This is a genomic window from Bifidobacterium magnum, from assembly GCF_000741255.1.
In the GTDB taxonomy this organism is placed as follows: Bacteria; Actinomycetota; Actinomycetes; order Actinomycetales; family Bifidobacteriaceae; genus Bifidobacterium; species Bifidobacterium magnum.
In genome coordinates, this window is record NZ_JGZB01000004.1 from 34,316 (window position 1) to 60,501 (window position 26,186).

General features: G+C 56.3%; 15 protein-coding genes and 4 pseudogenes. 11 read left to right on the forward strand and 8 right to left on the reverse strand.

Annotated elements, in window-relative coordinates:
* Positions 1 to 12: 12 nt before the first annotated feature.
* The 3 genes from BMAGN_RS03760 to BMAGN_RS03770 all read right to left on the reverse strand — a co-directional run bounded on the left by BMAGN_RS03760 (position 13) and on the right by BMAGN_RS03770 (position 3,187).
* Positions 13 to 852: a putative RNA methyltransferase gene (locus BMAGN_RS03760; protein WP_022860212.1), complete on the reverse strand. Its 840-nt coding sequence runs from the start codon at positions 850 to 852 to the stop codon at positions 13 to 15.
* Positions 852 to 1,985, reverse strand: coding sequence for a DMT family transporter (locus tag BMAGN_RS03765; RefSeq protein WP_022860213.1), 1,134 nt, complete (start codon positions 1,983 to 1,985; stop codon positions 852 to 854). The genes BMAGN_RS03760 and BMAGN_RS03765 overlap by 1 nt, the downstream gene beginning before the upstream one ends.
* 128 nt (positions 1,986 to 2,113) lie before the next feature.
* Positions 2,114 to 3,187 (reverse strand): alpha/beta fold hydrolase, encoded by a 1,074-nt coding sequence (locus BMAGN_RS03770; RefSeq protein WP_022860214.1) that lies wholly within the window; start codon positions 3,185 to 3,187, stop codon positions 2,114 to 2,116.
* 513 nt (positions 3,188 to 3,700) lie between these two features.
* Here BMAGN_RS03770 and BMAGN_RS03775 point away from each other — a divergent pair.
* From BMAGN_RS03775 to BMAGN_RS03800, 7 genes and pseudogenes are all read left to right on the forward strand, one after another.
* A complete protein-coding gene (locus tag BMAGN_RS03775; protein WP_022860215.1) occupies positions 3,701 to 4,030 on the forward strand; it encodes a hypothetical protein in 330 nt (109 codons plus the stop codon).
* A 261-nt stretch (positions 4,031 to 4,291) separates the two neighbouring features.
* Entirely contained in the window at positions 4,292 to 4,519 is a 228-nt protein-coding gene (locus BMAGN_RS03780; RefSeq protein ID WP_152593271.1) for a hypothetical protein, read from the forward strand.
* Positions 4,520 to 4,601: 82 nt separating this feature from the next.
* Complete coding sequence (locus BMAGN_RS03785) at positions 4,602 to 5,138, forward strand: MarR family winged helix-turn-helix transcriptional regulator (RefSeq protein ID WP_022860217.1); 537 nt, start codon at positions 4,602 to 4,604, stop codon at positions 5,136 to 5,138.
* Between the two features lie 82 nt (positions 5,139 to 5,220).
* Positions 5,221 to 6,193 (forward strand): annotated as a pseudogene (locus BMAGN_RS08725) (ABC transporter permease); the annotation flags it as partial.
* 98 nt (positions 6,194 to 6,291) lie between these two features.
* A pseudogene (locus BMAGN_RS08730) lies at positions 6,292 to 7,137 on the forward strand (ABC transporter ATP-binding protein); the annotation flags it as partial.
* An 11-nt stretch (positions 7,138 to 7,148) separates the two neighbouring features.
* Positions 7,149 to 9,008 (forward strand): ABC transporter ATP-binding protein, encoded by a 1,860-nt coding sequence (locus BMAGN_RS03795; RefSeq protein WP_026502117.1) that lies wholly within the window; start codon positions 7,149 to 7,151, stop codon positions 9,006 to 9,008.
* 144 nt (positions 9,009 to 9,152) lie between these two features.
* Positions 9,153 to 10,478: pseudogene (locus BMAGN_RS03800) on the forward strand (MFS transporter).
* Positions 10,479 to 10,515: 37 nt separating this feature from the next.
* Here BMAGN_RS03800 and BMAGN_RS03805 read toward each other — a convergent pair.
* Genes BMAGN_RS03805 through BMAGN_RS03815 form a run of 3 tightly spaced genes read right to left on the reverse strand, consistent with a single transcriptional unit; the run spans position 10,516 to position 16,051 of the window.
* Positions 10,516 to 11,166, reverse strand: coding sequence for a TetR/AcrR family transcriptional regulator (locus BMAGN_RS03805; RefSeq protein ID WP_022860220.1), 651 nt, complete (start codon positions 11,164 to 11,166; stop codon positions 10,516 to 10,518).
* 41 nt (positions 11,167 to 11,207) lie between these two features.
* Entirely contained in the window at positions 11,208 to 13,397 is a 2,190-nt protein-coding gene (locus tag BMAGN_RS03810) for a YhgE/Pip domain-containing protein (protein ID WP_022860221.1), read from the reverse strand.
* On the reverse strand, positions 13,394 to 16,051 hold the full coding sequence (locus BMAGN_RS03815; RefSeq protein ID WP_022860222.1) for a YhgE/Pip domain-containing protein: 2,658 nt from the start codon (positions 16,049 to 16,051) through the stop codon (positions 13,394 to 13,396). The genes BMAGN_RS03810 and BMAGN_RS03815 overlap by 4 nt, the downstream gene beginning before the upstream one ends.
* A gap of 320 nt (positions 16,052 to 16,371) precedes the next feature.
* Here BMAGN_RS03815 and BMAGN_RS03820 point away from each other — a divergent pair, with 320 nt between their 5' ends.
* Complete coding sequence (locus BMAGN_RS03820) at positions 16,372 to 17,667, forward strand: putative ABC transporter permease (protein WP_022860223.1); 1,296 nt, start codon at positions 16,372 to 16,374, stop codon at positions 17,665 to 17,667.
* Between the two features lie 696 nt (positions 17,668 to 18,363).
* A pseudogene (locus tag BMAGN_RS03825) lies at positions 18,364 to 19,842 on the forward strand (amino acid permease); the annotation flags it as partial.
* A gap of 225 nt (positions 19,843 to 20,067) precedes the next feature.
* Here the strand turns inward: BMAGN_RS03825 and BMAGN_RS03830 are convergent.
* Both BMAGN_RS03830 and BMAGN_RS03835 read right to left on the reverse strand, forming a co-directional pair.
* A complete protein-coding gene (locus tag BMAGN_RS03830) occupies positions 20,068 to 22,608 on the reverse strand; it encodes an ABC transporter permease (RefSeq protein ID WP_022860225.1) in 2,541 nt (846 codons plus the stop codon).
* Positions 22,609 to 22,620: 12 nt separating this feature from the next.
* Entirely contained in the window at positions 22,621 to 23,322 is a 702-nt protein-coding gene (locus tag BMAGN_RS03835; protein ID WP_022860226.1) for an ABC transporter ATP-binding protein, read from the reverse strand.
* Positions 23,323 to 23,578: 256 nt separating this feature from the next.
* On the opposite strand from BMAGN_RS03835, the gene BMAGN_RS03840 reads away from it, so the two are divergent.
* Together BMAGN_RS03840 and BMAGN_RS03845 are read left to right on the forward strand one after the other, a co-directional pair.
* Positions 23,579 to 24,436, forward strand: coding sequence for a glycerophosphodiester phosphodiesterase (locus BMAGN_RS03840; RefSeq protein WP_162176170.1), 858 nt, complete (start codon positions 23,579 to 23,581; stop codon positions 24,434 to 24,436).
* A 213-nt stretch (positions 24,437 to 24,649) separates the two neighbouring features.
* Positions 24,650 to 26,146 (forward strand): amino acid permease, encoded by a 1,497-nt coding sequence (locus BMAGN_RS03845; protein ID WP_051126663.1) that lies wholly within the window; start codon positions 24,650 to 24,652, stop codon positions 26,144 to 26,146.
* Positions 26,147 to 26,186: the final 40 nt, after the last annotated feature.

Sequence of the window (26,186 nt, forward strand, 5' to 3'; positions counted from 1 at the left end):
GGCGGCTAACGATTATTTGCTGCCTACAAGGATCTCGGCCTGCACGGTGATGCGGTCCACGGACCGCAAATCCACGCGGTCGAGATCCACATTGAAAAATAACGGCGTCATATGCGCGAACGCGAGCACGTCCTCGGCCGGCATCTGCATCGTTTGCGACACCGTGAACTGACGCATGTTCGGCACGTGCTCGCGGAACATCGTCACGACCTTGTCGTTGGAATAATGCGCGCCGTTACTTAATTGATTGGCCGCGGCCTCGCGCAGTTCCTGAACGTGCGCGGCGCCGGGAACGACTTTCACAATCGTGCCGTGCTCAGTCAGCAGCCGGTCGAATTCCGCATAATTGGCCGGAGAAAAAATGTCGATAATGCAGTCGATTGTGTGCGACTGCAGCGGAATGTCCATTAAATTGCCGACAAACCACGCGATGTTGCTCGTCATATCCTCACGTGCGCCAATTTGAATCGACGATTTGGCAATATCGAACGCGAATATTTGGGCGGACGAATCGGATTGCGCGATCGCGCGCGAATAGAAACCCTCTCCGCAACCCACATCGAGAATCGTGCGCGGATTGGCGGACGTGACGGTTTCCAGCACGGCGTCGCGGATATGGTCGTAGTATCCGGCCGCCAGAATGCGGCCACGGTCGGCGAATAAATCGGAATTATAAAAATCGGACTGTTTCGCGGACGGATCCAAATTGACGTATCCCTGCCGCGCAAGGTCGAAACAGTGCCGGTTGACGCAACGCAGGCTCTGTCCGTCCAACATAAGCGGCTCATGGCAGTTCGGGCAGCGGAAATACTGGTCGGACTGGGCGAAACGGGCGATTTTTGCGGGACTCATTACGCGGTTTCCTTTGCGATGGCGGGCTTGTGCTGGATGACGAACACCATAAGAATAATAAGTCCGATACCGCACAGATCCGCGCCCGAGAACACGGCGCCGTTCCACGCCACGGAAGTGATCGTTGCAACAATCGGTTCGGCCGTGGACAGTAGCGCACCACGCAGCGAACCGACAATGGACATGCCGGCCATGAAGAACCAGAACGCCATGAACGTGCCCACCACCACGGTAAAGCTGAACAGGAGCCAACCGCGCAAGTCGAATTGCGGAATGTTGCGCCACGGCTGCACGAACGGGACCAGCATAAGGCCGGCCAGGAAGAACGTGATGCCATTGACGACCATATCGCCCCAACGGACAATGAACTTAAGTGGAACAATGGCGAGGCAAGCTGCGGAAAATGCGCTGATCAGGCCCCATATCAGTGCGGGAAGCGGCATGGCGAGCGTCGTGATATTGCCGCCCGTGGCAAGCAGCACCACGCCGCAGAACGCCATCACGATGCCCAGCGTCTCGCGCCAATGTGGCCATCTGCGCGCCGCGAAGCACACGTAGGCGAGCACCATGATGAGGTTCACGGTTTGCAACACCGTGGCCGTGCCGCCGTTCGTGTACTGGATCACGTAAAGATAGGCGACCTGTTCGAGCGCCACGCACACGAAGGCCGTAAGAATGTATTTGGGATATGCGCGCACGTCTTTGACGGCGCCCACAAGCTGGCGGCGCGCGGTAAAGGCGGAAACCACAAGGAAAATGACGCCCGCGATTGTCTGGCGCACGCATGCGTACCACAACGGCGACACGGCATAGTCGGTCATGATGGTTTTGGCCACGGAACCGTTGATGCCCCACAGCGAACCGCCGAGCAGCACGAGCAGCGCGCCGAAAATCATGCGGTTCGGAGTCTGTTCGAACGTGCGATGGCGGCGCTTTTTGGCTGGTTTGGTGGTGCTCGCGGTGGTGGTAGGGCTGGTGGCGCTCGCGATGGCGGCGCTGGCACTAGCCTCGCTGGTACTGGCGGCAGTAGTGGTACTGGTAGTCGAGGGGTCCTTGAGTAGCGCGGTTTCTTCTACGGCGTCAATGGCGGCCCCGGCGATTTCTGGAGCGGTCGTATGCGGCTGCTTGCTCAAATCACATCCCTCTATATGGTTATCACTTCAATCTCTCGTCAACTGTGCGATTGTATCGCAGGGCATGACGGAACCTGATGGAAAACTGCGCACGCTTGCGCATGAGTGTCGGAAAAATTCCGGTTTAGTTACTCGAGAACAGACACTTTTTCGCTTGACTGCAAATATCGCAAGATTCGCTTGAGATATAGCGCATAAGTGTTGTTTGGCATGGAAAAAATTTCGTGCGCCGACTGGGGAATGCGGTCGAGTTCAATATCGCGATGGCGTTCGTCCATCATGGATTTGAACTTGTTTTGCGCCACATTTTGCACCCAAAGATCATGTCCGGCTTGGAACATGAGTATCGGCGTCTGCATGGCCTGAATGCGTTTGGGCTGCAAAATGGCGTGCGACAACATGACGGCGTTCTTGACCCAGCTGTTCGTGGCGGCACAGGTCTGATAATGCGTATCCGCCTTGCGCAGGTCCTGGAACCATTGGATACGCGCGACGCTGCAGCCCGGATTGTGCTTCATGTTGATTTCGGGTTCGAAATCGTGCTGGCCGGGTGCGCGCCTTTTGCCTTGGCCGAGATCGTCCGCCAGGCCGCACAACGTTGCGGCAAGCCAATTGGGGGCGCCCGTGTTCGGCGCGATCATGGGCGAAGAGAGTACGGCGCGATCGATGAGCTTGGGGTAGCGTTCCATCATGGCCGCGGCAATGCCGCCGCCCATGGAGTGCGCGAACAGGCTGAGTTTGCAACCTTGCGCGTACTCGCGGCCGATCGTGCGCGCGAACTTGGCCAGATCGGCCACGTAGCGGTGCCAGTCGTCAATGTAGACGTAGTTGATGTTGTCCACGTCGCGCGGCGAGTAGCCGTGGCCGCGATGTTCAAGAATGCATACAGAAAAGCCCGCGAGCAAGAAATACCATGCGAGTTCCTCATATTTGGCGGCGAACTCGGAAAAGCCGTGCGAAACGACAATGGCGCCGTGAAACTGCTTGGACGCTCCCGGAATGTTGAGTTTCTGGAATTCATGGACGTCGTAGCAGACATAATGCAGGCGGCCCAGCTCCTCGAGCTTTGGCAGCGGGAGGCCCGAATAAATTTGATGCGCCGGATCCATGTAGCCCGCGGTTTTGCACTGTTCCAATGCCGGTCGCACCGTATTGTTCAGGCTGTCCTCGAGTTCAGATTCCTTGAGCATCGCTATTTCCATAGTGCTCCATAGTACTCACTGCCCAATGATTCGACCGTTTTCCTAAGCCGTGGGGTAATGAGAGTTTCTTCGGATTCTTTGGTTCTGTTGTGCGTAAAAATCCGCGGTTTTCTTCTTAACCGCACTTTTGTTGCGTGAAAATCGGCAATTTACTTGTTGACATACGATTATTCACGTGAAATTTTGCAATTTGCTCATTAATCGCAGTTTTTAGTCGAGACACGCCGCGGAGCGCGAATGAAAGTTGCGGTTAAGACGTTATTTGCGGATTTTTACGTGAATAATCGTAGTCGAAACCGTTATCTGCGGATTTTTACGTGAATAATCGTCGTATTAGTCGTTATTTGCAAATATTCACGCAACAAAAGTGAGATTAACGGGCAATCTGCGCACTTGCGTGAGCCGTCAATGAACAATTACAGCAATTACCGAGGTTGCTCGCGTACAACTAGAACTATGGGAACCGTAAAGTCGCGGTCGAAATAAGAAATACCAACGTAAGGAGACGGTCTGATGGAAAATCTGGAGACCTTCGTGGAGGACGTCAAGAAAAAGTGCCCGTGCAAGGAAATTGCGCAGACGGTGTCGGAGAAAATTTCCGAAGGCGCCCATAAATTGAACAACGTTCCGCTGGGCAAGGTGTTCATTGCGCTGTATGTGCTCATGAGCGTGCTGTCCACGGTCACGACCGTCGCGTCCGCTCGCGAGGGCAACAAGACGAAGGCGATTCTCAACGGATTCAATGCGGTACTGTGGGCGGCGCTGGCCGTTCTTACGTTCGCCAACGAGCGCTCGTTCGACGTCGAGGAAGACGAAGCGATGGACGACGGCGAACAGCTGTGATCCGTGCGCTACGGCCTTGCGGCATAAGACGATGCCGTGCAATGTGAAATTGCGGCGTATGTCGTGCGAAATAGTGCGGGTTACGTGTCTGCCCGCACTTTATTTATGGGAAATTATGGAAATTATTCATGGTAATAATGGGGCCGCGATACCGTCAAGCCCCCATCGTTGCCGCCTATATCACACTGCAAAAGTACGGTGAACAGTGCCGCTTTCCCGTACACTACATACATGGGACGGTTCGAAAGGGGTGTGCGCACTATGATTTCTCAATCACATGATGAATCATATGAGCGTCAATTGTTCTTGGATGACATCAAGCGCGCGGCTTGGCGCAAGGGCCGCAAGCAAGGATTGGTTGAAGGCCGCAAGGAAGGGGAATATTTGCGGCAGATCGAAATCGCCCGTAAGTTGCGTCGCGCCAAGTTGGACGCGGAATTTATCGCTACCGTCACCGGATTGAGCTTGCGCGAGGTTGAAGCCCTGTAATCTCGCATGGATGCGGGGTTGACCATGTCTCACAAATACTTTACATTATAAAATATCGATAGTGATTGCAGAAAGCGGTATTGTGAGCGAATCATTTGAGAGAGAAGCATTCCTGGACCTGTTGGCCATGGTTGGCGTAAGCCATAGCAAAGCGGGGCAAGACCTGCAAAACAGCACGCGCGGCGAAAAGGCCGTGATGCACATTCTGTTTGCCAAGGAACCGCAGACACCTTCCGAACTCGCGGAAAGCCTGCATGTCACCCCGGGCCGTATTTCCACGGCTCTGGCGGGATTGCAGAAAAAAGGCTGGATTGTGCGCGTTCCGGACGAGCGTGACCGGCGCAGCGCGAGCATCAAGCTGTCCGAATCGGGCCGTGTGTGGCTGACGGAGCAATACTCCCGCATGGCCGAGCGCATTTGCTGGATTTTTACGCAAATGGGCAAACGCCGCACGGATCAATTCCTGTCGCTGGTCAATGAGTTTCTCGCCTATTTCTCCGTATTGGGCCCTGATCAATCGTTCCCTCCGTCTTCGGGGCAGATCGAGTACGAATTCGAACAGCGCGACGAGCGATTGGCGGCCATGCTGGAAGCTGTTCGCTCACAAAATATTTTATAGTGTAAATTAATACTGTAATGATGACTACGCACTAACTGTTGCTATCCCCTATCCCCAACGTATAAGAAAGATTTTCTTTTCTATGCTGCGTATTATTCGATACCTTTCCAAAGTGGAAATCGGGCAGATGCTCATCGCCCTCGCCACCATCGTCGGTCAGGTTTACTTTGACTTGAAGCTTCCGAGCTATATGTCGGAAATCACCGAATTGGTGGAAACTCCGGGCAGCCATATGCATGACGTGTGGGTCGCCGGTGGCAAGATGCTGCTTGTGGCGCTCGGATCCCTCGTATGCGCCGTGATCACGGGCTATATCGCCGCCCGTGTGGCCGCTTCCTTCGGCCAGCGCTTGCGATCGCTGGAATTCCGCAAAGTCGAATCCTTCGGTCCTCCCGAGATGAACCACTTCTCGACGGCGTCGCTTGTGACGCGTTCCACGAACGACATCACGCAGATCCAGATGTTCATCACAATGGGCCTGCAGATGCTTGTCAAGGCGCCGATTACCGCCGTATGGGCCGTGTGCAAGATTGCGGGCGACGGCTATGAGTGGACGCTCGCCACAGGCGTGTGCGTGGTGGTGCTGCTTGTCGCCGTGGCCATCCTCATGGTCAAGGTCATGCCGAAGTTCAAGATGATGCAGACGCTGACCGACAACATCAACCTCGTGGCGCGCGAGAACCTTACGGGCATGCGCGTCGTACGCGCCTACAACGCCCAGGACTACCAGGAAAAGAAGTTCGACCGCGCAAACACCGAACTGACCGAAACCCAGCTGTACACGAACCGCGCCATGGCGTTCATGATGCCGCTGATGAACACGATCATGAACGGCCTGTCGCTGGCCATCTACTGGATTGGCGCGGCGCTGATCAACGAGGCCGGCATGATGGACAAGCTCACGCTGTTCTCGAACATGGTGGTCTTCTCTAGCTACGCCGTGCAGATCATCATGGCGTTCCTGCTGCTGAGCATGGTATTCGTGCTGTGGCCGCGCGCCGACGTGTCCGCACAGCGCATCCTTGAAGTGCTCAACACCGAGCCGCGCGTCATTTCGGGCGAGCGCACCAACGGTCTGACCGTTTCCGACGCGATCGCCAACGGCGTGCTGGATTCCGAGGACGCTTCCCGCTACCCCGACGAGCAGCTGCAAGGCGCCATCGAGTTCAACGACGTGTCCTTCACCTACCCCGATTCGCGTGAAGCGATGCTCGAACACGTGAGCTTCAAGGCCAACCGCGGCGACACCGTGGCCATCATCGGCGCCACGGGCTCGGGCAAGTCGTCGCTGATCAACCTGATCCCGCGCTTCTACGACACCACCGAAGGCCAAGTGCTTATCGACGGCGTCAACGTGCGCTCGTACGACGTGCAGGCGCTGCGTGAAAAGATCGGATATGTGCCGCAGCAGTCGTTCCTGTTCAAGGGCACCGTGGCCTCCAATGTGGCTTACGGACACAAGCCCGGCGAGCCGGAAACCGTGCCCGTCTACGACACCTCCACGCGCGCGGGCCGCGAGCTCGAGCATGAGATGATCGAGAAGGATCCGCAGCTCGCCGTCACTTCCGACGAACTCATCCGCGTGGAAGAAGCCTGCGACGTGGCCCAGGCCAGCGAGTTCATCTCCACGATGAGCGAGCGTTACGAATCCCCAATCGCCCAGGGCGGCACGAACGTTTCCGGCGGCCAGCGCCAGCGCCTGTCCATTGCGCGCGCCGTCTACAAGCATCCGGAAATCCTCGTGTTCGACGACTCCTTCTCGGCGCTCGACTTCAAGACGGACCGCATGGTCCGCGACGCGCTCGGCAAGGAAGCCGCCGACATCACGAAGGTGATTGTGGCGCAGCGTGTGGGCACGATCATGGACGCCGACACGATCCTTGTGCTCGACGACGGCAAAGTCGTGGGCCAAGGCACGCACCGCGAACTGCTGCAAACCTGCCCGACCTATCGTGAAATCGCCCAGTCCCAGCTGAGCGAAGACGAACTGAACGCCTGAAAGGAGCGCACATGCCAGGACCAATGGGACGTCGCGGCCGCGGCGTTGCTGAAAAACCGGACAATTTCGGCGCATCCATGAAAAAACTCATGGTGTTCGCCAAAAAATACGTGCCCGTCATCATCATTGCGCTGGTACTCGGCGTCGCCGGTACCATCTGCCAGATCATCGGACCGAATGTCTTGAAAGACATGACCAACACGATCACGCAAGGCCTGCCAGCCATCGTCAACGGCAAGCCGATCCTGCGCTCGATCGACATGGGCCAAATTGAACGGTACGGATGGACGTTGATCATTCTGTACCTCGCGTACGCGCTGTTCAGTTACGCACAAAGCTGGCTGATGGCCAACGTGACACAGCGTACCGCACAAATGTTGCGCGGCGCGATCAGCGAGAAAATGAACCGTCTGCCGCTCAAATATTTCGATACGCACTCCAATGGCGACGTCATGAGCCGTATTACGAACGATGTGGACGCGATCGGACAGACCTTGGGACAGTCGCTCGGCTCGCTCATTACGTCGCTGACGCTGTTCGTGGGTGCGCTCGTGATGATGTTCGCCAATAATGTGACGATGACGCTGTGCGCGGTGGGCGTCACGATTATCGGCCTTATTCTCATGATGATCGTGATGAAGTCCTCGCAAAAGTACTTCGTGCGCCAGCAGGTCGCCTTGGGTGATGTCAACGGCCACGTGGAAGAAATGTATTCGGGACACACGGTCGTCAAGGCCTTCAACGGCGAATTCGCATCCATCCGTCGCTTTGAGCGCTACAATGACGCCCTGTATGAGTCAGGCTGGAAGTCGCAGTTCTTCTCGGGCCTCATGATGCCGATGATGAACTTCGTGGGCAACCTCGGCTATGTGGCCGTGTGTGTGGTGGGTGCTGCACTCACGATTGACGGCAAGATTGAATTCGGCGTGATCGTGGCATTCATGCTCTACATCCGCTTCTTCACGCAGCCGCTCAGCCAGTTCGCGCAGGCGTTCCAGAACCTGCAGCGCTGCGCCGCCGGTTCCGAGCGCGTGTTCGCGTTCCTCGAGGAGCCGGAACTGTCCGATGAATCCAAGAAGCAGCCGCTGCTGGGCGAAAAGGCCCCTGTCAAGGGCGCCGTAAGCTTCGAACACGTGCAGTTCGGCTACGATCCGGGCAAGCAGATCATCCACGACTTCTCGGTCAACGTGAACCCGGGAGAAAAGATCGCCATTGTCGGCCCGACAGGCGCCGGCAAGACCACGATGGTCAACCTGCTCATGCGTTTCTACGAGATCAACGGCGGCAAGATTTCCATTGACGGCATCGACACGAAGTCCGTGCCGCGCTGGAACGTGCACGACCAGTTCTCCATGGTGCTGCAGGACACGTGGGTGTTCAACGGCACCGTCAAGGAAAACATCCGCTACTCCAAGCGCGAGGTGACCGACGAGCAGATTGTGGCCGCATGCAAGGCCGTGGGCCTTGACCATTACGTGCGCTCGCTGCCGCTGGGATACGACACGGTGCTCGACGAGAACACGTCGCTTTCGCAAGGCCAGCGCCAGCTGCTCACGATCGCGCGAGCCATGGTGCAGAACGCTCCGATCCTCATTCTTGACGAGGCCACGAGCTCTGTGGATACGCGTACGGAAGAGCTGATCCAGACGGCCATGGACAACCTCACGGTTGGCCGCACGTCCTTCGTGATCGCCCACCGACTGTCCACGATCCGCGACGCCGACAAGATTCTCGTGATGCGCAGCGGCGACATTGTGGAAAGCGGCACGCACGAGGAACTGCTCGCGAAGAACGGCTTCTACGCCGACATCTACAACTCGCAGTTCGCATTGGATGGCGAGGCCGAGAGTAGGAGCCGCATGATGGCATAACCATGGCGTAGGTGCGCCAATCTCTTTAGGGGTTAGGGGCAGCTTGTATGCATGCAGGCTGCCCTTAACCATGTGTGGTTCGTCCTTATGCCGATTGCAGAAAGGTGTTCGTGTTCTTCTGCTCCATCTCTGATACTGGGAAGTATGACGGCGTATGAACAGATTGACGCACACCCGCTCACAGAACATCAAAGAAGCATTATTGGACTGGTAATTATTGGCAATATTGCCGAATTCTTCGATATGTTCCTTGTGGGATTTGTGGTCTCCCTCCTCATCTCGGCATGGCATCTGACGGGATTTGAAGCGGGCTCGATCCTGGCGGCCTCAGGACTGGGTACTGTTATCGGCTCAATCCTGTGGGGACGGCTTTCTGATCGGTTTGGCCGCAAGCACGCCTTTACCTAGTGCATCATATGTCTTCGTGACGTTTACGCTGTTTTCCGTGTTCCTCCCGACAGGCGCATGGCGTTGCTGTCGTTGCTGCGCATCGGCGTAGGCATTGGAGTCGCCGGTCTTAACATCACTTCGATCCCCTATGTGCAGGAATTCGTGCCGGCCAAGAATCGTGGCATGCTATCGGGCCTTGCGTCCGTGTTCATTCCTTTGGGCTGCTTCTGGGATCTATCGCCCAAGGCATTATCGGCGACAATTGGCGTCTACTCATGGCCTTGGGAGCATTCCCAATACTGCTCTTGTTCTGGCTTCGCCGCGTTCCCGAGTCTCCGCGTTTCTATCAGACGCACGGGGAGGACGAGAAGGCCCGCCCGCGCCCTCGCGTGGGCCCTTGAAATGCCGGAGCATGAGGTTGGCGCGCTTCCTGTTATTACCAAGCGGAAAAAAATCAGCTATCGCGAATTGCTACACCGCAACGGCAAGGCCTTGGCCATTATCAGCATTGGCTCCTTCTGCTTCATTATGGGCAGCTATGCAGTACAGTCTTGGGGCCAAACCCTGTTGAAAGACGCATTCCATTTCTCCACGCAAACAGTGGCATTCCTGTTTATGGGTGTTTCGGTTGCCGATTGCCTTGGCCGCTTTGGATCGGCCTGGCTCGCCGATATCATTGGACGCCGTTGGACCATGTTCCTGTATGGAATTTTGGGCGCGGTTGGCTGTTTTTCGGCAGTGCTTTTCCATAGCTCGGGATGGCAATTCTATATTGCGGTGCTCATCATCATGACATTCGGCGATGGCGTTTTCGGAATCCTCAATGCGTTTGGCGGAGAGCAATTCCCCAACGATACGCGCTCTACGGCTCTTGGCCTTGGATACGGCATTGGCGCCACGGCAAAGATCATCGGTCCCGCACTGCTTGGCGCGCTCGTAGGCGGAAGCTTTGTTGCACAAAACATCAATCCCGCCGTGATTACGACCGCATTCACGTTCTTTGGCGTTTGCCTTGTCGTCGGAGCAATCACTTATCTCTTTGCCAAGGAAACCAAGGGCAAAGACCTTGAAAGCCTGTAAAGTCCCGGATTCAACGCCACAGTTTTTCCATTCGCTTTTACTGCGCCTGGATGCTGGGCCACAATAACGCCGTCATATGGTCGGCCCAGTGGCCCGCATCCGCGGCATGCAACGCCTGGCATGCGAGCAATGAACCCAGCATCGTGTCAAAAATGAACTTCAGATCAATTTCCTTGCGAAATACGCCCGTATCCTGACCGCGGTTCATAAAATGTTCAAAACGTTCGCGCACGGGTTCAATTACTTGGTCGGCAAGGCCGCACAAACGCTGGTTGCTGCTCGAAAGCACAAGCCCCACGGCCTTCAAGCCCATTTCACTGTCGAAACTTGACGTGAACAGCTCCAGCAGCTGGTGGAAGCTCTCGCGTGAAGGCTCCAAATGCTGTGAAAGCCCTTCCACTTCGGACGAGCAGATCGGCCCCGCCAAATAGCTTGAAAGCTGCTCAAGCAAATCGTCGGTGTTGCGGTAACGCCGGTAAATCGTCGTTTTTGCAACTCCCGAGGCGCGGGACACCTCTTCAATGCTCAGCGCGCCCACGCCTTCGGAAATGATGATTTTCAGCGCCGCACGCATGATTTTGCGGTCGGTCTGCTCGCGCCGCTGCTGATGGCGCTCCTGAAGGCGTTGACTCTGCTGCGCCACCGCGCGTGTTACGTCCATGATTCCGTCTTTCTTGTCCGATTCCATGCCGGTCTTCCTTGTCGGGCTGTTGGCTCGGCGATTGGCGATTAGCCAATCAGATGCGTGCTTTCCGTCTTTGCCACAATCCAACGGTTGAAGCCGATCAGCGGCTTACGCAAAATCAATCCGATCAGCAGTAGCGGCACGATGAACAGCACCAGACGTCCCATGGCAATCCAGTAATCGTTCTGGTAAATGCCGGCGATGGCGCCACGGAACGCCGTCACGGAATACGTCATCGGCAGGAACGGGCTGATGTCATTGATCAGCTTCGGCAGCAACACCAACGGATACGCGCCGTTCGCGCCCGACATCTGCATTACGAGGAACAGAATGCCGATGGCCTTGCCCGCGCTGCCAAAACTGACGACCATCGTGTAAATGAAGAACGAATACACTATGGCGCTTAGCCATCCTGTCGCGAGGAACAGCAGCGGATGCACGGCGTGCACGCGCAGGAACAGCAGCGTGCCCGCCATCGAGAACGTGATCTGCATAAGCGCCACGAGCGCGAATATGCCATAGTGGCCCAGGAAAATCTGGTATGGCTTGGGATTGCCGAGCTGTTCGCGCCGCTTTTTGGACAAATTCGTTTTCAAACTCACCGCAAGCAGCAGCGAGCCCACCCACAGCGGAATGAACGTGTAGAACGGCGTAAGCGCCGTACCAAAGTTCGCCACAGGGAACACAGCCTTCGTCTTGAGCTGCACAGGGGCCGCCAAAATCGTGGCGAGCGTGCCTGTATCCGAATTGAGCACGTCCTTAATCTTGGCGATGTCTCCGCTGTTCAGTGCCTTTTGCAGACGGTCTTTGAACGAGGTGAGTCGGTCGGCCGTTTCCTTCATGGCCGTGGCCGCTTGTCCGATCGATGTGCCGACCTTCGTGAGCGCCGCATCGCCGTCCGCAACACTTCCCGACAAGTCGCCGAACGCGCCCTTGAGCTGCGCCACACCGCCCGTCAAACTGGAAGCTGCGTCAGTAAACGCCGCATTCATGGCCGTCAAATCGGGCTTGACCGACGTATTGAAATCGTTGGAAATACTGTCGATCGACGACTTCGCCTGCGTCGCGAGATCCGTAATCTGCTGACGCTGGCCGTCGCTATTGGACACATGGTCATTAATCGACTGTGCGGCCGTGTTGAGGTCGTCGGCCATCGTATGCTGCAGCGAAATAAGGGAATCGAGTTGCGTGAGCACACGATTGAGCGCCGTTTTTGCGCTGTCCGTCTTCAATTGCGGTGCGAGTGCGGCTAGAGAGTCGCGCACTTTCTGGTAATCGCCGGCTTGCGTATTGATTTGCGTCGCCATATTGCGGATCGAAGTGGCGGAACTGTTGGCCGTATTGTCGGCGTTCGTAAACAGGTTGTCGAGCTGGGAATTGACCGATCCGAAACTCGTGGCGCTCGCCGTGAACGCGTTGCCGAGCGCCGTGACGGACGTATTGAGCGCGCCCGTCAGCCCGTCCACGGACGATTTGGCGGACTGCAGCCCCTTGACCATCGACTGTGCCGACGAATCCGCGTTCTTGACAAGCTGTGTGGAACTGTTGAGCAGTGTTTGCGCCGAGCCCGTCAAATCGCTGTATGTCTGCAGCGCCGTGGCGCCGTCGTTAAGCGTGTCCGCCAAATCGGAAACGTTCGTATTGAAATTCTGCATACGGTCGTGCGCCTGCGGGGTGTCCATATGGTCCACAATCGACGATGCGATGCTCAGTGCGCTTCCCGTAATGGTTTTCGCGAACATTTCGTTGATTTCCGCGGCGATCGTGTCGGCGCCCTGGCCCGTCACTTTCGGGGCGAGCGCATTGAGCTTTTCATTGTCGTAATAGTCGAGCGTCGCGTGCTTGGCGTCCGTGGAAAAGAACGTCATCATCGTCTTGCTGAAATCTTTTGGAATGACTACGGCCGCATAATATTTGCCCGATTTCGTGCCGTCAATGGCGGCTGCCGGGGACGTGAACGACCAGTCCAGCTGCGAATTGGCGCGCAACGAATTGACGACCTCGTCGCCAATGGAAATTTTGACGGGCAGCAGGTCGCTCGTGTAGCCCGTGTCCTCGTTGGCGATCGCGAATTTCAGATTGCCCGTGTTCGCGAACGGATCCCAGCACGCGCCCACATTGAACCATGTGAACAAGCCCGGGATCACCACAAGGCCGATCAAAATGATAATCGACACCACATTGCACGTGAACCGCTTGACATCGTCAAGGAAAATACGAATCATCTTGCTCATGCGGAATGCTTCCCCTTACGATGCTCGTGTACGGTCATTTTCAGCAGTGGATGGCGCTTGCTCCAGCGGTGCTGCTTCTCTTCCTCTTTATGCGTACGCGAAGCGTTGTCCTGCAACGTATGCGTGAACACCATGTTGACGAGTTCGTCGTCGTTCAAGCCGCTCAACTCCACCTGGCGCGACAGGGAGTCGTGAATATACTCCACCACCATGAGGAATCCGATAATCAGCAGAATCCACACGCACCACACGGCCAGCGCCACAATCTTGCGGCCGTCGTTGAACACGGAGAACGTGACGAACAGGATGGCCGGCACGGCGATGCCAGCGATCAGCGCGCCACGCAGCAGCTTGGGATACAGGTGGGCGAAACGGATCGCGCGGTCCTTGAGCTGCTTGCGGTAGGCGCCCTTGCTGGCCAGCACATTGATGGCCGTGGCCGCACTGAACGGACGGTTCGGCAAATACACGCGCTCGCCATTGATGAGGTCGCCCTGCTCAATCTCGTTGCTGAACAGACGGTTGATATTCGTCATAAATGGACGCACAAGCAGACCCAGCACGAATCCAAGGGCGGCGAACAGCAGCAGCATGAGGATCATCTTGCCCCAATGGCCGTCATAGAAGCCGCCGATCGTCTCCCTGAACGCGCTAATCGCATAGGTAAACGGGAAGAACGGATACAGGACTTGGAAGAACTTCGGCATCATTTCGATCGGATACAAGCCCGAAGCGCCAGGGATCTGAACCATGACCAGCGCCACCACAAGGCCTTTGCCCACATGCATGAACGTGGTAGACAGCGCATATGTGATCGACAAATAACATAGCGAAATAATCACACCCGTAAGCACGAACATGGGCTTGCTGACCGTTTGCACGCCCAGCAGCAAGTCGCCGATCGTACACACGAGGCCTTGCGCCATGGCGATAATCGAAAGGAACAGGAAGCGCGCCCAATATTTTTGTGCGGCCGTGACATACAGGCCGTCGAGGCCTTCGTCATCCACTTCAAGCTTCAAAATCACCATAAGCATGAAGCAGCCCACCCACAACGACAGGCTCGTAAACAGCGGCGCCATGCCCGAACCATAAGAATTGATCGGGTACAGCGTGGTGGTTTTCAACACCGTTGGCGAGAGCATGAAATTGGCGATGCTGCTCGCGTCCAGCGAGCTCGTGCCAAGCACCGACGAGAGCATATTGGCCGAGGTCAGCGCCTGCAAATCCGTACGGACGGAATCGATGCGCGTCTTGAGCTCGGAAATAAGCTGGCCCGTGCCCGTAAGCGCCTTGACCGAGGATTCGCTAACCGAATCGAGCTGGTTGAGCACGGCTTGCGTCTGCGCGATCAGGGAATTGGCGCCCGAGGCGCTCGCCGCAAGCATGCCGCTTGAAGCCGCCAACGAGCTGAGCGAACTGTTGAGCTGCGGCAGCGCGCCCGAACTCAACGTGTCGCGCGCGTTCGAGGCTGAAGTGATCGTGGTGTTGGTGGCACCCGAGAAACTGTCGGCCAACTTCTGCGTGCTTGAGGCCGTATTGCGAACGTTCGTATTCAGCGTTTTCAAGTCGCTCAAGGCCGTAGCGGTCTGCTGGTTGTTCGTGTCCAGTTGGGTGATGAGCTGCTGTAATTGCGTTTGCAGTTCCGGATTGATGCTGGACAGATCAATATTTTTCAGGTCGTTGACAAGCGACTGGTTCGTGGTGTTGACCGACTGCAACGAGGTGATGGCGCTTTGCGTATAGCCCGTTGCGCCCAGCACGGCACTGGAGATGCCTATGACGTTGGTGTTGGCCTGCGAAGTCGCCTGCGTGAGCAGACTCGAGCCCTTGTCCAGCGATTTGGACGTGGCACCCATGAACGTGTTGAGGTTTTGCTGGGACTTGGTCAGCAGCCCCTGCGCTTTCTGCAGTCCTGAACTCGACTGATCTGCGGCCTGCTGCACGTGGTCCATGGCGGCGCGCGCCGTGGCCGTCTGGCTCGGGATGCCGTCGAGTTTCGTAATGAGTTTATTGATGGTGTCCGTAGTGTCCGTGAGCTTCGCGTCGGTTTTGTTGAGCCGGTCGATTGCTTGCGAGACCGTGGTGTCCGTTTTCTGTTCGATCGACGTGTTTGTCTTGTTGACGAGATTCGTCACGATCGTGGAGACCGTGGACACGAATGTGTTGTTGACTTCGCGGTCCACCGTCGTGGCGCCCACTCCCGTAATCTTGGGCGCGACGGCATTCGCTTTTTCGTTGACATAATATTCGAGCGTCGGTTTGCGGGAAGGGTCCGTCACAATGTCGGCCATGCTCGCGCTAAAGTCTTTGGGAATTACGATGGCCGCGTAACAGTTGGCCGATTCGACGCACTGCATGGCGTCGGCGCGGTTCTCAAACCGCCACCCAAGTTCGTGGTTGGCTTGCAGTTTCTTGACGATTTGCGCGCCCAGATCCATATGGCCCAAGGTGGCGCTGTCGGTGCCCGTGTCCTCGTTGGCGATGGCCACGCTGATATTGGACGTGTTGCCGTACGGGTCCCAGAATCCGAAAATGTTGATCCACGCGTACAGGCATGGCAGGAACGTAAGGCCGATGATCACAATCCAGGCCGACGGAACTTTCAGGAGTCGCAGTATGTCTCGTTTGAATATGATCCATACGTTGCGCATTGGCGGCTCCTTATCTCTAACTCCGAACCATCAATATAAACGATACGTTGTACGTAGCGCTACGCAATCAGTAGCATTGTGTTCGCCCATGAAGAAAATCCATACCTCTCTAGTGCGATCAGGGCGTTCCCAGCTATTCAGAACGCTCTTCCACATATAATTACAATCACGCAAACCCGCTCAAACCGCTGTGTATCAGTGAAGCTGGCGTATGAGGCGCAATCGTAGTAGTGGATCCTGTGGGAGTACTGGACGCATGTGGGGGACGCGAGCGCCGTTTATATTGAGGGAATTTTCGTTACGGGACTGAGGAGCAAGCCATGACGGACACGCAAGTGACGCCGAACACATCACCGCATACCACGGCGCCATCAGACAAATCCAAATCTCCGGCCGATGTGTCGAACACCAAGAAAACCGCTGCGCCAAAGCATCATTTGATTGTCACCGATGCGCACATGAGCAAGGGTCTGCAGATTCTTGTGCGCATTCTGGGCGGCCTGATCATTGTGGCCAGCGTGGCCGCGCTGCCATTTATCATTGCCGACGCGGTCACGATGCTGTACCAGACCGTTGATGGGCATTTGGGACCGAAGGTTTCGAGCCTTACGTTCCTGCTTGAGGCCATTGGCATGGGCGTGCAGCTCGTGATTGTGATCGGCATGCTGATTTTCGGCTTGCTGTTGCTGCTCGACAAGCGCAGCCACGCCATGTATTGGACCTATGTGCTGATTCCGCTCGTCATTGCGAAGATCATGCTCAACATGGCCATTTACGGCATGGACTACCACCTTATTTTGCCGTTTGTGCAGTTTGTGATTCTTGTGGTGCTGTCCGTGACGCTCGATCCGCAGCTGCGCCAGGAACGCCATGTGCAGCATCAGTTGCGCATGATGGAGAGCAAGGCCACTTATGAGAAAAGCAAGTCCGAGGACATGCTTGGCCGCGATCTTACGGGCAAGGGCTACATTTCCCTCAACTTCTTCAACATTTTCTGGATGTTCGTGCTGGCCAGCGTCATTGGCCTTGTGCTCGAAACGATTTTCCATATCGTGGTGTTCGGCCATTACCAGAACCGTACGGGTATGCTGTGGGGGCCGTTCAGCCCGATTTACGGCTTCGGCGCGATTTTGATGACGATCTTCCTGAACCGCTTGTACAAGTCGAGCCCGTTCCTCATTTTCTGCGCCAGCGCAGTGATCGGCGGCGCATTCGAATACTTCACGAGTTGGTTCATGCAGACGGCATTCGGCATTACGGCATGGAACTACAGCAACCAGTGGGGCAATATTGACGGCCGCACGTCCGTGGCGTTCATGTGCTGCTGGGGCGTGCTCGGCCTGATTTGGATCAAGGTGGCGCTGCCCTATATTCTGAAGCTCATCCAGCTGATTCCGTGGAAGGTGCGTTACTGGCTCACGCTGATCTGCTTCATCTTCATTGTGGTGGACGGCGTGATGACGCTGCTGTCGCTGGACGCATGGTATTCGCGTTTGGCCGGCATCTCGCAGGACTCCCCCGCCGCGCAGTTCTTCGCCCAGCACTTCGACAACCACTTCATGGCGCACCACTTCCAGACCATGGAGCTCAACCCGAAGAGCGCCAGCCGCATGTAGTAACCCGGCTTCCTCTTCTGCATTTTGAGACGTAAAACCCGGCGTGTCTGTCTCAAAATGCAGAAGGGAATGCGGGAGCTGTCGGAGGGAATATGAAGGACCTTATGGGGCCCCAAAAAGACGATCGAATGCCGTCTATCAATCGAATCTCGCGACACGCCAAAATCGGAAATGAAAATTTTGAACTAACAGAGTAAATTGAACTTTTTTATTTAAAATTGAACTTCTGATAAATTAAGGAATTTTTACACAATCGCGATCGTATAAAGTAAGGATTCCATCACCGGAACGAATCTTTCCGGTATGCACTGAATGCACATCGCCACCGTCGTCGAGCGGTTGAAAAATGGGGAAATCGGAACGAATGTGGAAGGTGTATGGATCGAAACCGACAAAACTGTGCCGGTTTCGACTCACACATGAAACCATCCGCGCTACAGCATACTACGAATCCACTTAATTGCGAAAAATCGGATAAATTATCTGAAAATAATCAATATTCCATACCCCCGTAAGCGGATTCCAAGAGGCCGTTTCGATCGATTTTGTCAATGTTTCGGGGAAGGGCTGGCCTTACAGTAGGGGGATATTGTGCGCCGCCGCGGAGTCGAGTATTGCAGGTCTCCCACACCGGTCGCCAAATAATACGAATATCCGTTCCTATAATTCGAAATCCGTTAGTTACTGCTTATGACCATTTCACATACATCGCCAAACGGCGCCGCCAACTCCAACGAACCGGCGCGTAAGGCTGGTCCTGACCAGTCGTCGCATAATTCCATGAATCGCGGACTTACGAGCCGCCATGTGCAATTCATCGCCATCGGCGGCACGATTGGTACGGGCCTGTTCCTGGGTTCTGGTCAGTCCATTGCGCTTACGGGTCCCTCGATTGTGCTCGTCTATATTTTCGTAGGCCTCATGATGTTTATCATGATGCGCGCGATCGGCGAGCTCATGTACCGCGATCCCGACCAGCACACGTTCATCAATTTCGTGGGCCGTTACCTGGGCAAAGGTTGGGGCAACTTCGCCATTTGGACGTACTGGATCGCGCTGCTGTTCGTGGGTATGACGGAGCTCACGGCAGTCGGCGACTATTTCGTCACGTTCTTCGATACTTTCGGCATCGATATGAGCGCCTGGAAATCGTTGATTGAGGTCGGTTTCCTCGTGCTGCTCGTGCTCGTGAACCTCAGCGCCGTGAAAGTGTTCGGCGAGGCCGAATTCTGGTTCGCCATGATCAAGATCACGCTGATTTGCGCGATGATCGCCACGGCCGTCGTGATGCTTGTGATCGGCTACCACTATTCCGCCGTGCACGTGACGGGACAGGACGCGATTTCGCCGGCCGGCGCCGTGAGTATCAAGAACTTGTTCGTGAACTTCTCGCTTATGCCGAACGGCTGGATGAAGTTCCTCATGAGCTTCCAAATGGTCTTCTTCGCCTACACGCTTATCGAATTCGTGGGCGTGACGGTGTCGGAAACGAAGAATCCACGCAAGGTGATGCCGAAGGCCATCAACAGCATCATTATGCGCGTGCTCATTTTCTATGTGGGCGCGCTGCTCGCGATCATGTGCATTGTGCCGTGGACGCAGTTCAAGCAGAATGCGGACGGCACGTTCGCCTCGCCGTTCATTATGGTGTTCGAGTACGCGGGCCTCAATTGGGCCGCCGGACTTGTGTTCTTCGTGGTGCTTACGGCAAGCGCCTCCTCGCTCAATTCGTTGCTGTATTCGGCCGGACGCCACTTGTTCCAGAAGGCCAGCGAGTCGGAAAACCCGCGTTTCCATAAGTTGGGTGAGGTCTCGGGCAACAAGGTTCCGGGGCGCGCCATTATTGCGTCGGCCTGCCTGATTTTGGTTGTGCCGATTGTCAATTTCATTCCGCAGTTGAAGAGTTCGTTCGTGCTGTTCTCTTCGTGCGCGAACGCGTTCCTCATTATTATTTACATTATGACGATGCTCGCGCACCGCAAGTACCGCAAGTCCCCTGATTTCATGCCCGACGGATTCCTGTTGCCGGCCTGGAAGGTCACGAATACGTTGGCGATCGTGTTCTATGTGTTCATTTTCGCGACGCTGTTCATTAGTGCGGACACGCGTTTGCCGGGCTTCATTAGCGCCGCCTGGCTTATTGTGTTCGGCACGATTTGCGTGCTCAAGGAGAAGCGTTCGCTTACGGAATCGGAACAGGCGCAACAGCGTCTGCAGGCCGCCGAGTTCACGAAGCAGATGAAGCGCGACGATGTGCCGGGCCCGCTTCCCGCACACGCCGACCTGTTGGCCAACGGTACCGTCGAGCCCGATGAGCTGGGCAGTATCGCGTTGGGCGACAGCCCGGAACCGGCCGCCGAATTCGCCAAGTCCGTGGCCGAGGAACGCGAGTAAGTTCGACTATTCGACCGATTTGAGCGAGCTGACGGGGTCGATCTTGTCAAGCACGGGATTGACGAACAGCTGCACGAGCAGCGCAAATACGAGCGTGGCGGCCGCCGCTATGACGTAACTGAGCGCGTTCACTTGCACGGCGAAGTAAATGCCGGGCATGTTGAGCGCGCTCGTCAGCATGCCGCTGACCCAATACCCCACAGGAAGACCTATGACGATGCCCATAAGCGTGAGCATCATCATTTCCCGGTTCACGTAGTGGTGCACCTCGCGGTCCGTAAATCCCAGCACTTTGAGGGTGGCGATTTCGCGCGTGCGTTCGGCCACATTGGTTTGCGAAAGCGTAAACAGCACCACTAGCGCGAGGCCCCCGGCCAGGCCCACAATAATGGCCACTACGGCTCCCATCAGGTCGAAGGAGAAGTCGCGCGCCTGCTTGTTGGTACTCGTGGCCGACAGTACGAAGGATTCATGGGCGAGCTGATCCGCGTAGTCGATGCATTCGTCGGGCGTACCGTCGATTTTCGCATACACGGCGTTCCATGCAAGTGCGTCTTGAGTGCTGGCGGAAGCGGTGTCACTCGGGAACAGCCGATTGTAAGCGTGCTCGCTGATAAACACGCTCGCGCCGATCAGATTCCGCGTTACGGCCTGCACGCGAATATGGGCCACCGTGCCTTGGCCGTTCTCCAATCCCACACGCTCGCCCGCATGAATGCCGAGTGAATTGGCCGCCGACTGCGGCACAATAATTTCGCTCGTATTGAGTGTGACCTGCTGGCCGGCCTGTACTTGCGTAGCGCCGTCCTTGTTGCCGCGGATCCAATCCTGAAGTTGCCGCCACGTGGAGCGCGTATCCACGGCTTCCTGCGATACCATGCTGTTCAATTCGTTCAATTCATCGTCGGGAATGACAATAAGTTGAACTTTTGTGCTGCCGTTGGCCGACAATGTTGCCGCTTCCACATGCGCCTTAAGCATCGACTGCGTAGTCGCGTTGTCATGCACGCTATCCCAGAGCTGCGCAGCATCCGCATCGGTGGACAGCGCCATGACGCTATAGCGGTCGATTTCACCATACTGGCGCTCGCCAAGCGAATTGACGGTGTCGTTGATGGCCAGTCCGCATAAAATCAAGGCCGTACATCCGGCCACACCGCCCACCGTCATGATCAGGCGCGACTTGAACCGGAACATGTTGCGCGCCGTGACCTTATTGAGGAACTTCATGCGCTTCCATATGGGCGTGATGCGTTCCAACAGGATGCGTGTGCCGGCCTTCGGCGACTTGGGCCGCATCAATACGGCCGGAAGCTGACGCACCTCGCCCCATGCCACACCGAACGCAGCTGCGCCAATGCCCAGCACGAACAGCGCGATGCCCGCAAGGGCCAACGGCCACATCACATGCAGCGAAATATTCGGGATCGCATACATGCCGTGGATCACCACGAGCAGGAACGCGGGCAAACCGAAGAATCCCGCCACATCTCCCAAAACGCCGCCCAACAGGCATGCGCATACGGCGAACATTACATAACGGCTGATGATCTGCCGTCCGTTATAGCCCAATCCCGAATAGGTGCCAATAACGAGCCGGTCCTCTTCCACAAGCCTGGTCATGGTGGTCAGGCTCATCATCACGGCCACCACAAGAAAAACAATGGGAAACGCGTTGCCGATCGACTCGATGGAACTGATATCCGACTTGAACGCGCTGTATCCGCTCAAGCTCGCACGATCTTGGACGAACCAGGTGTGTCCCGTACTGAGCTCGTGCACCACACGGTTGACCGTGTCTTCATAGTCCGCGCTAAACGTGCTCATGTCTTCCACGCCCTGCACGCGCACCAGCGCCGAGGAATAAACGTCTCCTGAAAGCGCTTCTGCGGGCACATAGAATGTGGCCGTCTCGCTGGTGGTGTCCGAGCGGGCCAACCCGTTCTGGCTCATGTAGCCGTCCGGATTCGTCAAATCGTCGGCGGGCATCACGATGCCCGTAATCTTCAGTCGCGAGCTCGTTTCCATTTGTTCAGGCTGCCCAGGAGCCATGCCGGCCGCGGCCATCATGGCCAAGGTGGCAGCCGGAATCTCGGATTTGACCGTAAACGACTCCCCCACCGATAATCCCATGGTTTTAATGAACTGGCGCGTCACGGCCACTTCGCCGTCATGTTTGGGAAGCGCGCCTTGCGTCACATACGGCCGGTCCATGCTCGTCAGCGCCGTAAGCATGCCATCTTCGGTTTTCTCGTCGGCCGTGAACGTTACGGGTTGCGTGCGCTGGCCCACGGCGCTCGCCACGCCCGCCGTTTTGCGTATGTCCTCAAGATCGTCGTTCGTAATGCCGCTGCTTGACGCCACTTCAATGTCATGCAAATGCTGGGCCGTGTAATAGGCGTTCGCGGCACGGAACGCGTCCTGGCAACCCGCATAAATGCCAGTCAGCACGAGAACTCCAAGCAACGTGATGACCACAAGCGACATGAACGGCTTGACGGAATGCCGCCATGCGCGCAACGTGTCGGTTACTGAAGCCCGCTTCATGACGTTCGCCCCCTACCATTCAATCTCGCTGATCGGCGTGGGATCAGGGTTCGTTTCCTCGCTCACAACTTGGCCCGAGCGGAATCGTACAATTTTGTGCGCCATGGGCGCGAGCGCCGCGTTATGCGTAATGATGAGCACCGTATGGCCCTCGTCCACACAAATGCGCTGCAACAATTTGAGCACTTCCTTGCCTGTCTCATAGTCGAGCGCGCCCGTCGGCTCGTCACACAGCAGCAATCGCGGATTTTTCGCGATCGCACGCGCGATCGAAACGCGCTGCTGCTCGCCTCCGGACAGTTGTGCCGGGAAATTGTTCATACGGTCGCCGAGCCCCACATTGCGCAACGTTTGCGCGGGATCAAGCGGCTGCTGACAGATCTGGGACGCCAACTCCACATTTTCAAGCGCTGTCAAATTGGCCACCAAATTGTAGAACTGGAACACGAATCCGATACTGTTGCGACGGTACTGAATCTGCTCGTTATGGTTGAAATTCGTAATATCGACGCCACCAACTGTGACTTTGCCGCTGGTGGCCGTATCCATGCCTCCCAAAATGTTGAGCGCCGTCGTTTTTCCGGCCCCCGACTGGCCCAAAATCACCGTGAGCTTGCCTTCGTCCGCAGTAAAACTCGCCCCGTTAAGCGCACGAATGGTCGTTGAACCGGCCGGATACTCTTTGACCACGTTATTGAATTCGATGAACGCCATGATGACCTCGTCTCCTGCGCCATTGCAGCCGGGCGGACGTTGTTTTTGATTGGTTTCCTTACTGCTCATAGTAACGAAACGTTTGCGTATTGTCACGTGAAAATCCGCGATATACCGCCTTTTCCTGAGACTTCGCGAGCGGCGATATTTATACAAATCTTCAGGAACCTTCCAGCGACGCTCCCAGAGAATGGAAATTGGACAACAAACACGGACGAGAGAGGACGGAACCATCATGACACGACGCATATCGGCAATGGCAATGACCCTTCTCGTAGTGCTTTGCCTTGTAGTGCCTGTGAAATTGCATGCCGACGCGCAACTGCGCGCCATGACGCTGGCCAGCATCTCCACCACGCTCAATCATGTAAGCCATGAAGTGTCGGTGGAACTCAAACAACCGCTTGACACCCATAAGCGCATGCCTGTATTCGCGCACCGCGGGTTTGTGACGCCCGGCGTGATCGAGAACTCGTTCGCGTCTTTTGACGCGGCCCTCGCCTCCGACTGCCCGCAAATTGAATTGGACGTGCGCCAAAGCCGCGATGGCGTCTATTACGTCAGCCACGACGCCACGCTCAACCGCGATGCGGGCATCAACGAGAGAATCGCGGACCTGTCCAGCGACCAGCTCGACGCCCTGCATCTGAAGAACGGCGAGAATGTGCACCGCCTGAGCGACGTGTTCAACCGTTACGGTTCGCGCATGTACTATCTCGTGGAATTCAAGGATCCGCACGCCAATGTCAACGAATTCCGCAACCTCATGGCTCAGCACGCCGAGCTTACGGACCGCGTGGAAGTGCACTCGTTCTACGATTGCGTGCTCCACCGCCTCGACGACGTGATGCCTCACATGTACAAGCAGCTGCTTATCGGCCACCGCTCGGCCATCATGCAGCACATCAACGAGCCGTATATCGATTCCCTCGCGCTCGCCAAGCATTTGGCCACTCCGGAAACCGTTGAACGCATCCACAATGCGGGCAAGGAAGTGTGGACCTGGACCGTCTCGAAGCCTTCGGTAATCCGCGCCAATTTCCGCGCGGGCGTAGACGGCGTGATCACGGACCTGCCTACCGCTCCAAAAATCGTTGCGGAAGCGGCCGCTTAACATAAACGCCGCTACAATGGCACTTGTTCAGCACCGGCTTGCAGCACGATTTTGGCTATTTTCTTAATTGGGGACAGAACACGCTCTTGCCGGCCAACCGTTCGCGGCACTTGAACGGCTGGGTTCCATGGCTGAACAGGTAAGAGCGGAGATATTTTCCAAATGAACACCACACAGCCGCGCGGCACGAAAACCGCGCATGAGCCCGCGTACATGAACGCGCAGCAACCTGCGAAAGTCCAGAAGCCATCGGGCTCCCTGCAAAAATCGCTGAAGAATAGGCATATCCAGCTCATCGCGCTGGGAGGCGCGATCGGAACGGGCCTGTTCTACGGTTCCAGCGAATCGATCGGCTTGGCCGGTCCCTCCATTTTGCTGGCCTACCTGATCGGCGGCCTCGCAATCTTCATGATCGTGCGCGCCATGAGCGAGATGAGCGTGGAAGACCCTCGCGCAGGCGCATTCAGCTACTACGCCACCCGGTACTGGTCGAAGCGTGCCGGCTTCGTTTCAGGGTGGAATTACTGGTTCAACTACATTCTTGTTTCCATGGTCGAGCTTTCGGTGGTCGGCTCGTTCGTGAACTACTGGTTCCCCCACATTCCGCAGTGGGTATCCGCGGCATTTTTCCTCGTCGTGATCATGGCGCTCAATTTGTTTGGCGTCAGCGAGTTCGGCGAATTCGAATTCTGGTTCGCGCTCATTAAAATCGTGGCAGTGATCGCCATGATTATCGGCGGCATCGTGCTCGTCGTATTCAATATGCCGACCGACAGCGGCGTACGCGCGTCGTTCGCCAACTGGTTCGCCATTGACGGCGGTTTCTTCCCGCACGGACTTATGGAACGTACGGCGGACGGCCGCTGGACGGGTCTGCTGATGGCGCTGGTTGTCGTCATGTTCAGCTTCGGTGGCACCGAATTGATCGGTATTACGGCCGGCGAGACGCATGATCCCGCCAAGACGATCCCGAAGGCGACGAACGGCATCATCTGGAGGATTCTCGTCTTCTATATCGCGGCGCTCGGCATTATCATGGCCGTCGTTCCGTGGAATTTGATCGACGGGCAGATGAGTCCGTTTGTTCAGATTTTCGATTCCGTCGGCATCCGTATTGCCGCCGGCATCCTCAATTTCGTCTGCTTGACGGCCGTCATGAGCGTGTACAATTCAGGCCTGTATTCGAACTCGCGCATGCTGTATTCGCTGGCACGCCAGCATAACGCTCCGCAGATTCTGGGACGGCTCAATTTCCATGGTGTTCCTGTGATGGGCGTGCTTATTAGTGCGCTGATTACGGCGCTTGCCGTGGTGATCGTGTTCCTGTGGCCCGATTTCGCGTTCAATTATTTGATGTCGATCGCGACGATTGCGGGCATCATCAACTGGACGATGATCATGATCACGGAACTCAAGTTCCGCAAGGCCGTCCGCAACGGCGATGGTCCAAAGGCTCTGGCCGGTCTGAAGGGCGAAGAAGCGCTGAACAAGATCCAGTTCAAGCTGCCGTTCGCGCGCGTGATGCCCTATATTGTGATCGCGTTCCTCGCGATGGTCGTCGTGCTCATGTTCTTCTCCCCCAGCTACCGCGTGGCGGTATTTGCGGGCGTGATTTGGCTTGCGGTGCTGCTGATCGCCTACCAGATCATGGAGCGTGTGCGCACGCGCGGCAACCGTGCCGACGCCAAGCCCGGGATTGAAGAGGAGTAGATAAAGGCCTCTTTGGCTGCTTCTTCTGCATTTTGAGACA

What these genes read in the sequence shown, in the direction of transcription:
- BMAGN_RS03770 (WP_022860214.1), bottom strand. Translation starts at nt 3,187, where the DNA reads ATGGAAATAGCGATGCTCAAGGAATCTGAACTCGAGGACAGCCTGAAC.
- BMAGN_RS03840 (WP_162176170.1), top strand. Translation starts at nt 23,579, where the DNA reads ATGGCAATGACCCTTCTCGTAGTGCTTTGCCTTGTAGTGCCTGTGAAA.
- BMAGN_RS03795 (WP_026502117.1), top strand. Translation starts at nt 7,149, where the DNA reads ATGCCAGGACCAATGGGACGTCGCGGCCGCGGCGTTGCTGAAAAACCG.
- BMAGN_RS03780 (WP_152593271.1), top strand. Translation starts at nt 4,292, where the DNA reads ATGATTTCTCAATCACATGATGAATCATATGAGCGTCAATTGTTCTTG.
- BMAGN_RS03805 (WP_022860220.1), bottom strand. Translation starts at nt 11,166, where the DNA reads ATGGAATCGGACAAGAAAGACGGAATCATGGACGTAACACGCGCGGTG.
- BMAGN_RS03845 (WP_051126663.1), top strand. Translation starts at nt 24,650, where the DNA reads ATGAACGCGCAGCAACCTGCGAAAGTCCAGAAGCCATCGGGCTCCCTG.
- BMAGN_RS03810 (WP_022860221.1), bottom strand. Translation starts at nt 13,397, where the DNA reads ATGAGCAAGATGATTCGTATTTTCCTTGACGATGTCAAGCGGTTCACG.
- BMAGN_RS03830 (WP_022860225.1), bottom strand. Translation starts at nt 22,608, where the DNA reads ATGAAGCGGGCTTCAGTAACCGACACGTTGCGCGCATGGCGGCATTCC.
- BMAGN_RS03820 (WP_022860223.1), top strand. Translation starts at nt 16,372, where the DNA reads ATGACGGACACGCAAGTGACGCCGAACACATCACCGCATACCACGGCG.
- BMAGN_RS03775 (WP_022860215.1), top strand. Translation starts at nt 3,701, where the DNA reads ATGGAAAATCTGGAGACCTTCGTGGAGGACGTCAAGAAAAAGTGCCCG.
- BMAGN_RS03760 (WP_022860212.1), bottom strand. Translation starts at nt 852, where the DNA reads ATGAGTCCCGCAAAAATCGCCCGTTTCGCCCAGTCCGACCAGTATTTC.
- BMAGN_RS03815 (WP_022860222.1), bottom strand. Translation starts at nt 16,051, where the DNA reads ATGCGCAACGTATGGATCATATTCAAACGAGACATACTGCGACTCCTG.
- BMAGN_RS03835 (WP_022860226.1), bottom strand. Translation starts at nt 23,322, where the DNA reads ATGGCGTTCATCGAATTCAATAACGTGGTCAAAGAGTATCCGGCCGGT.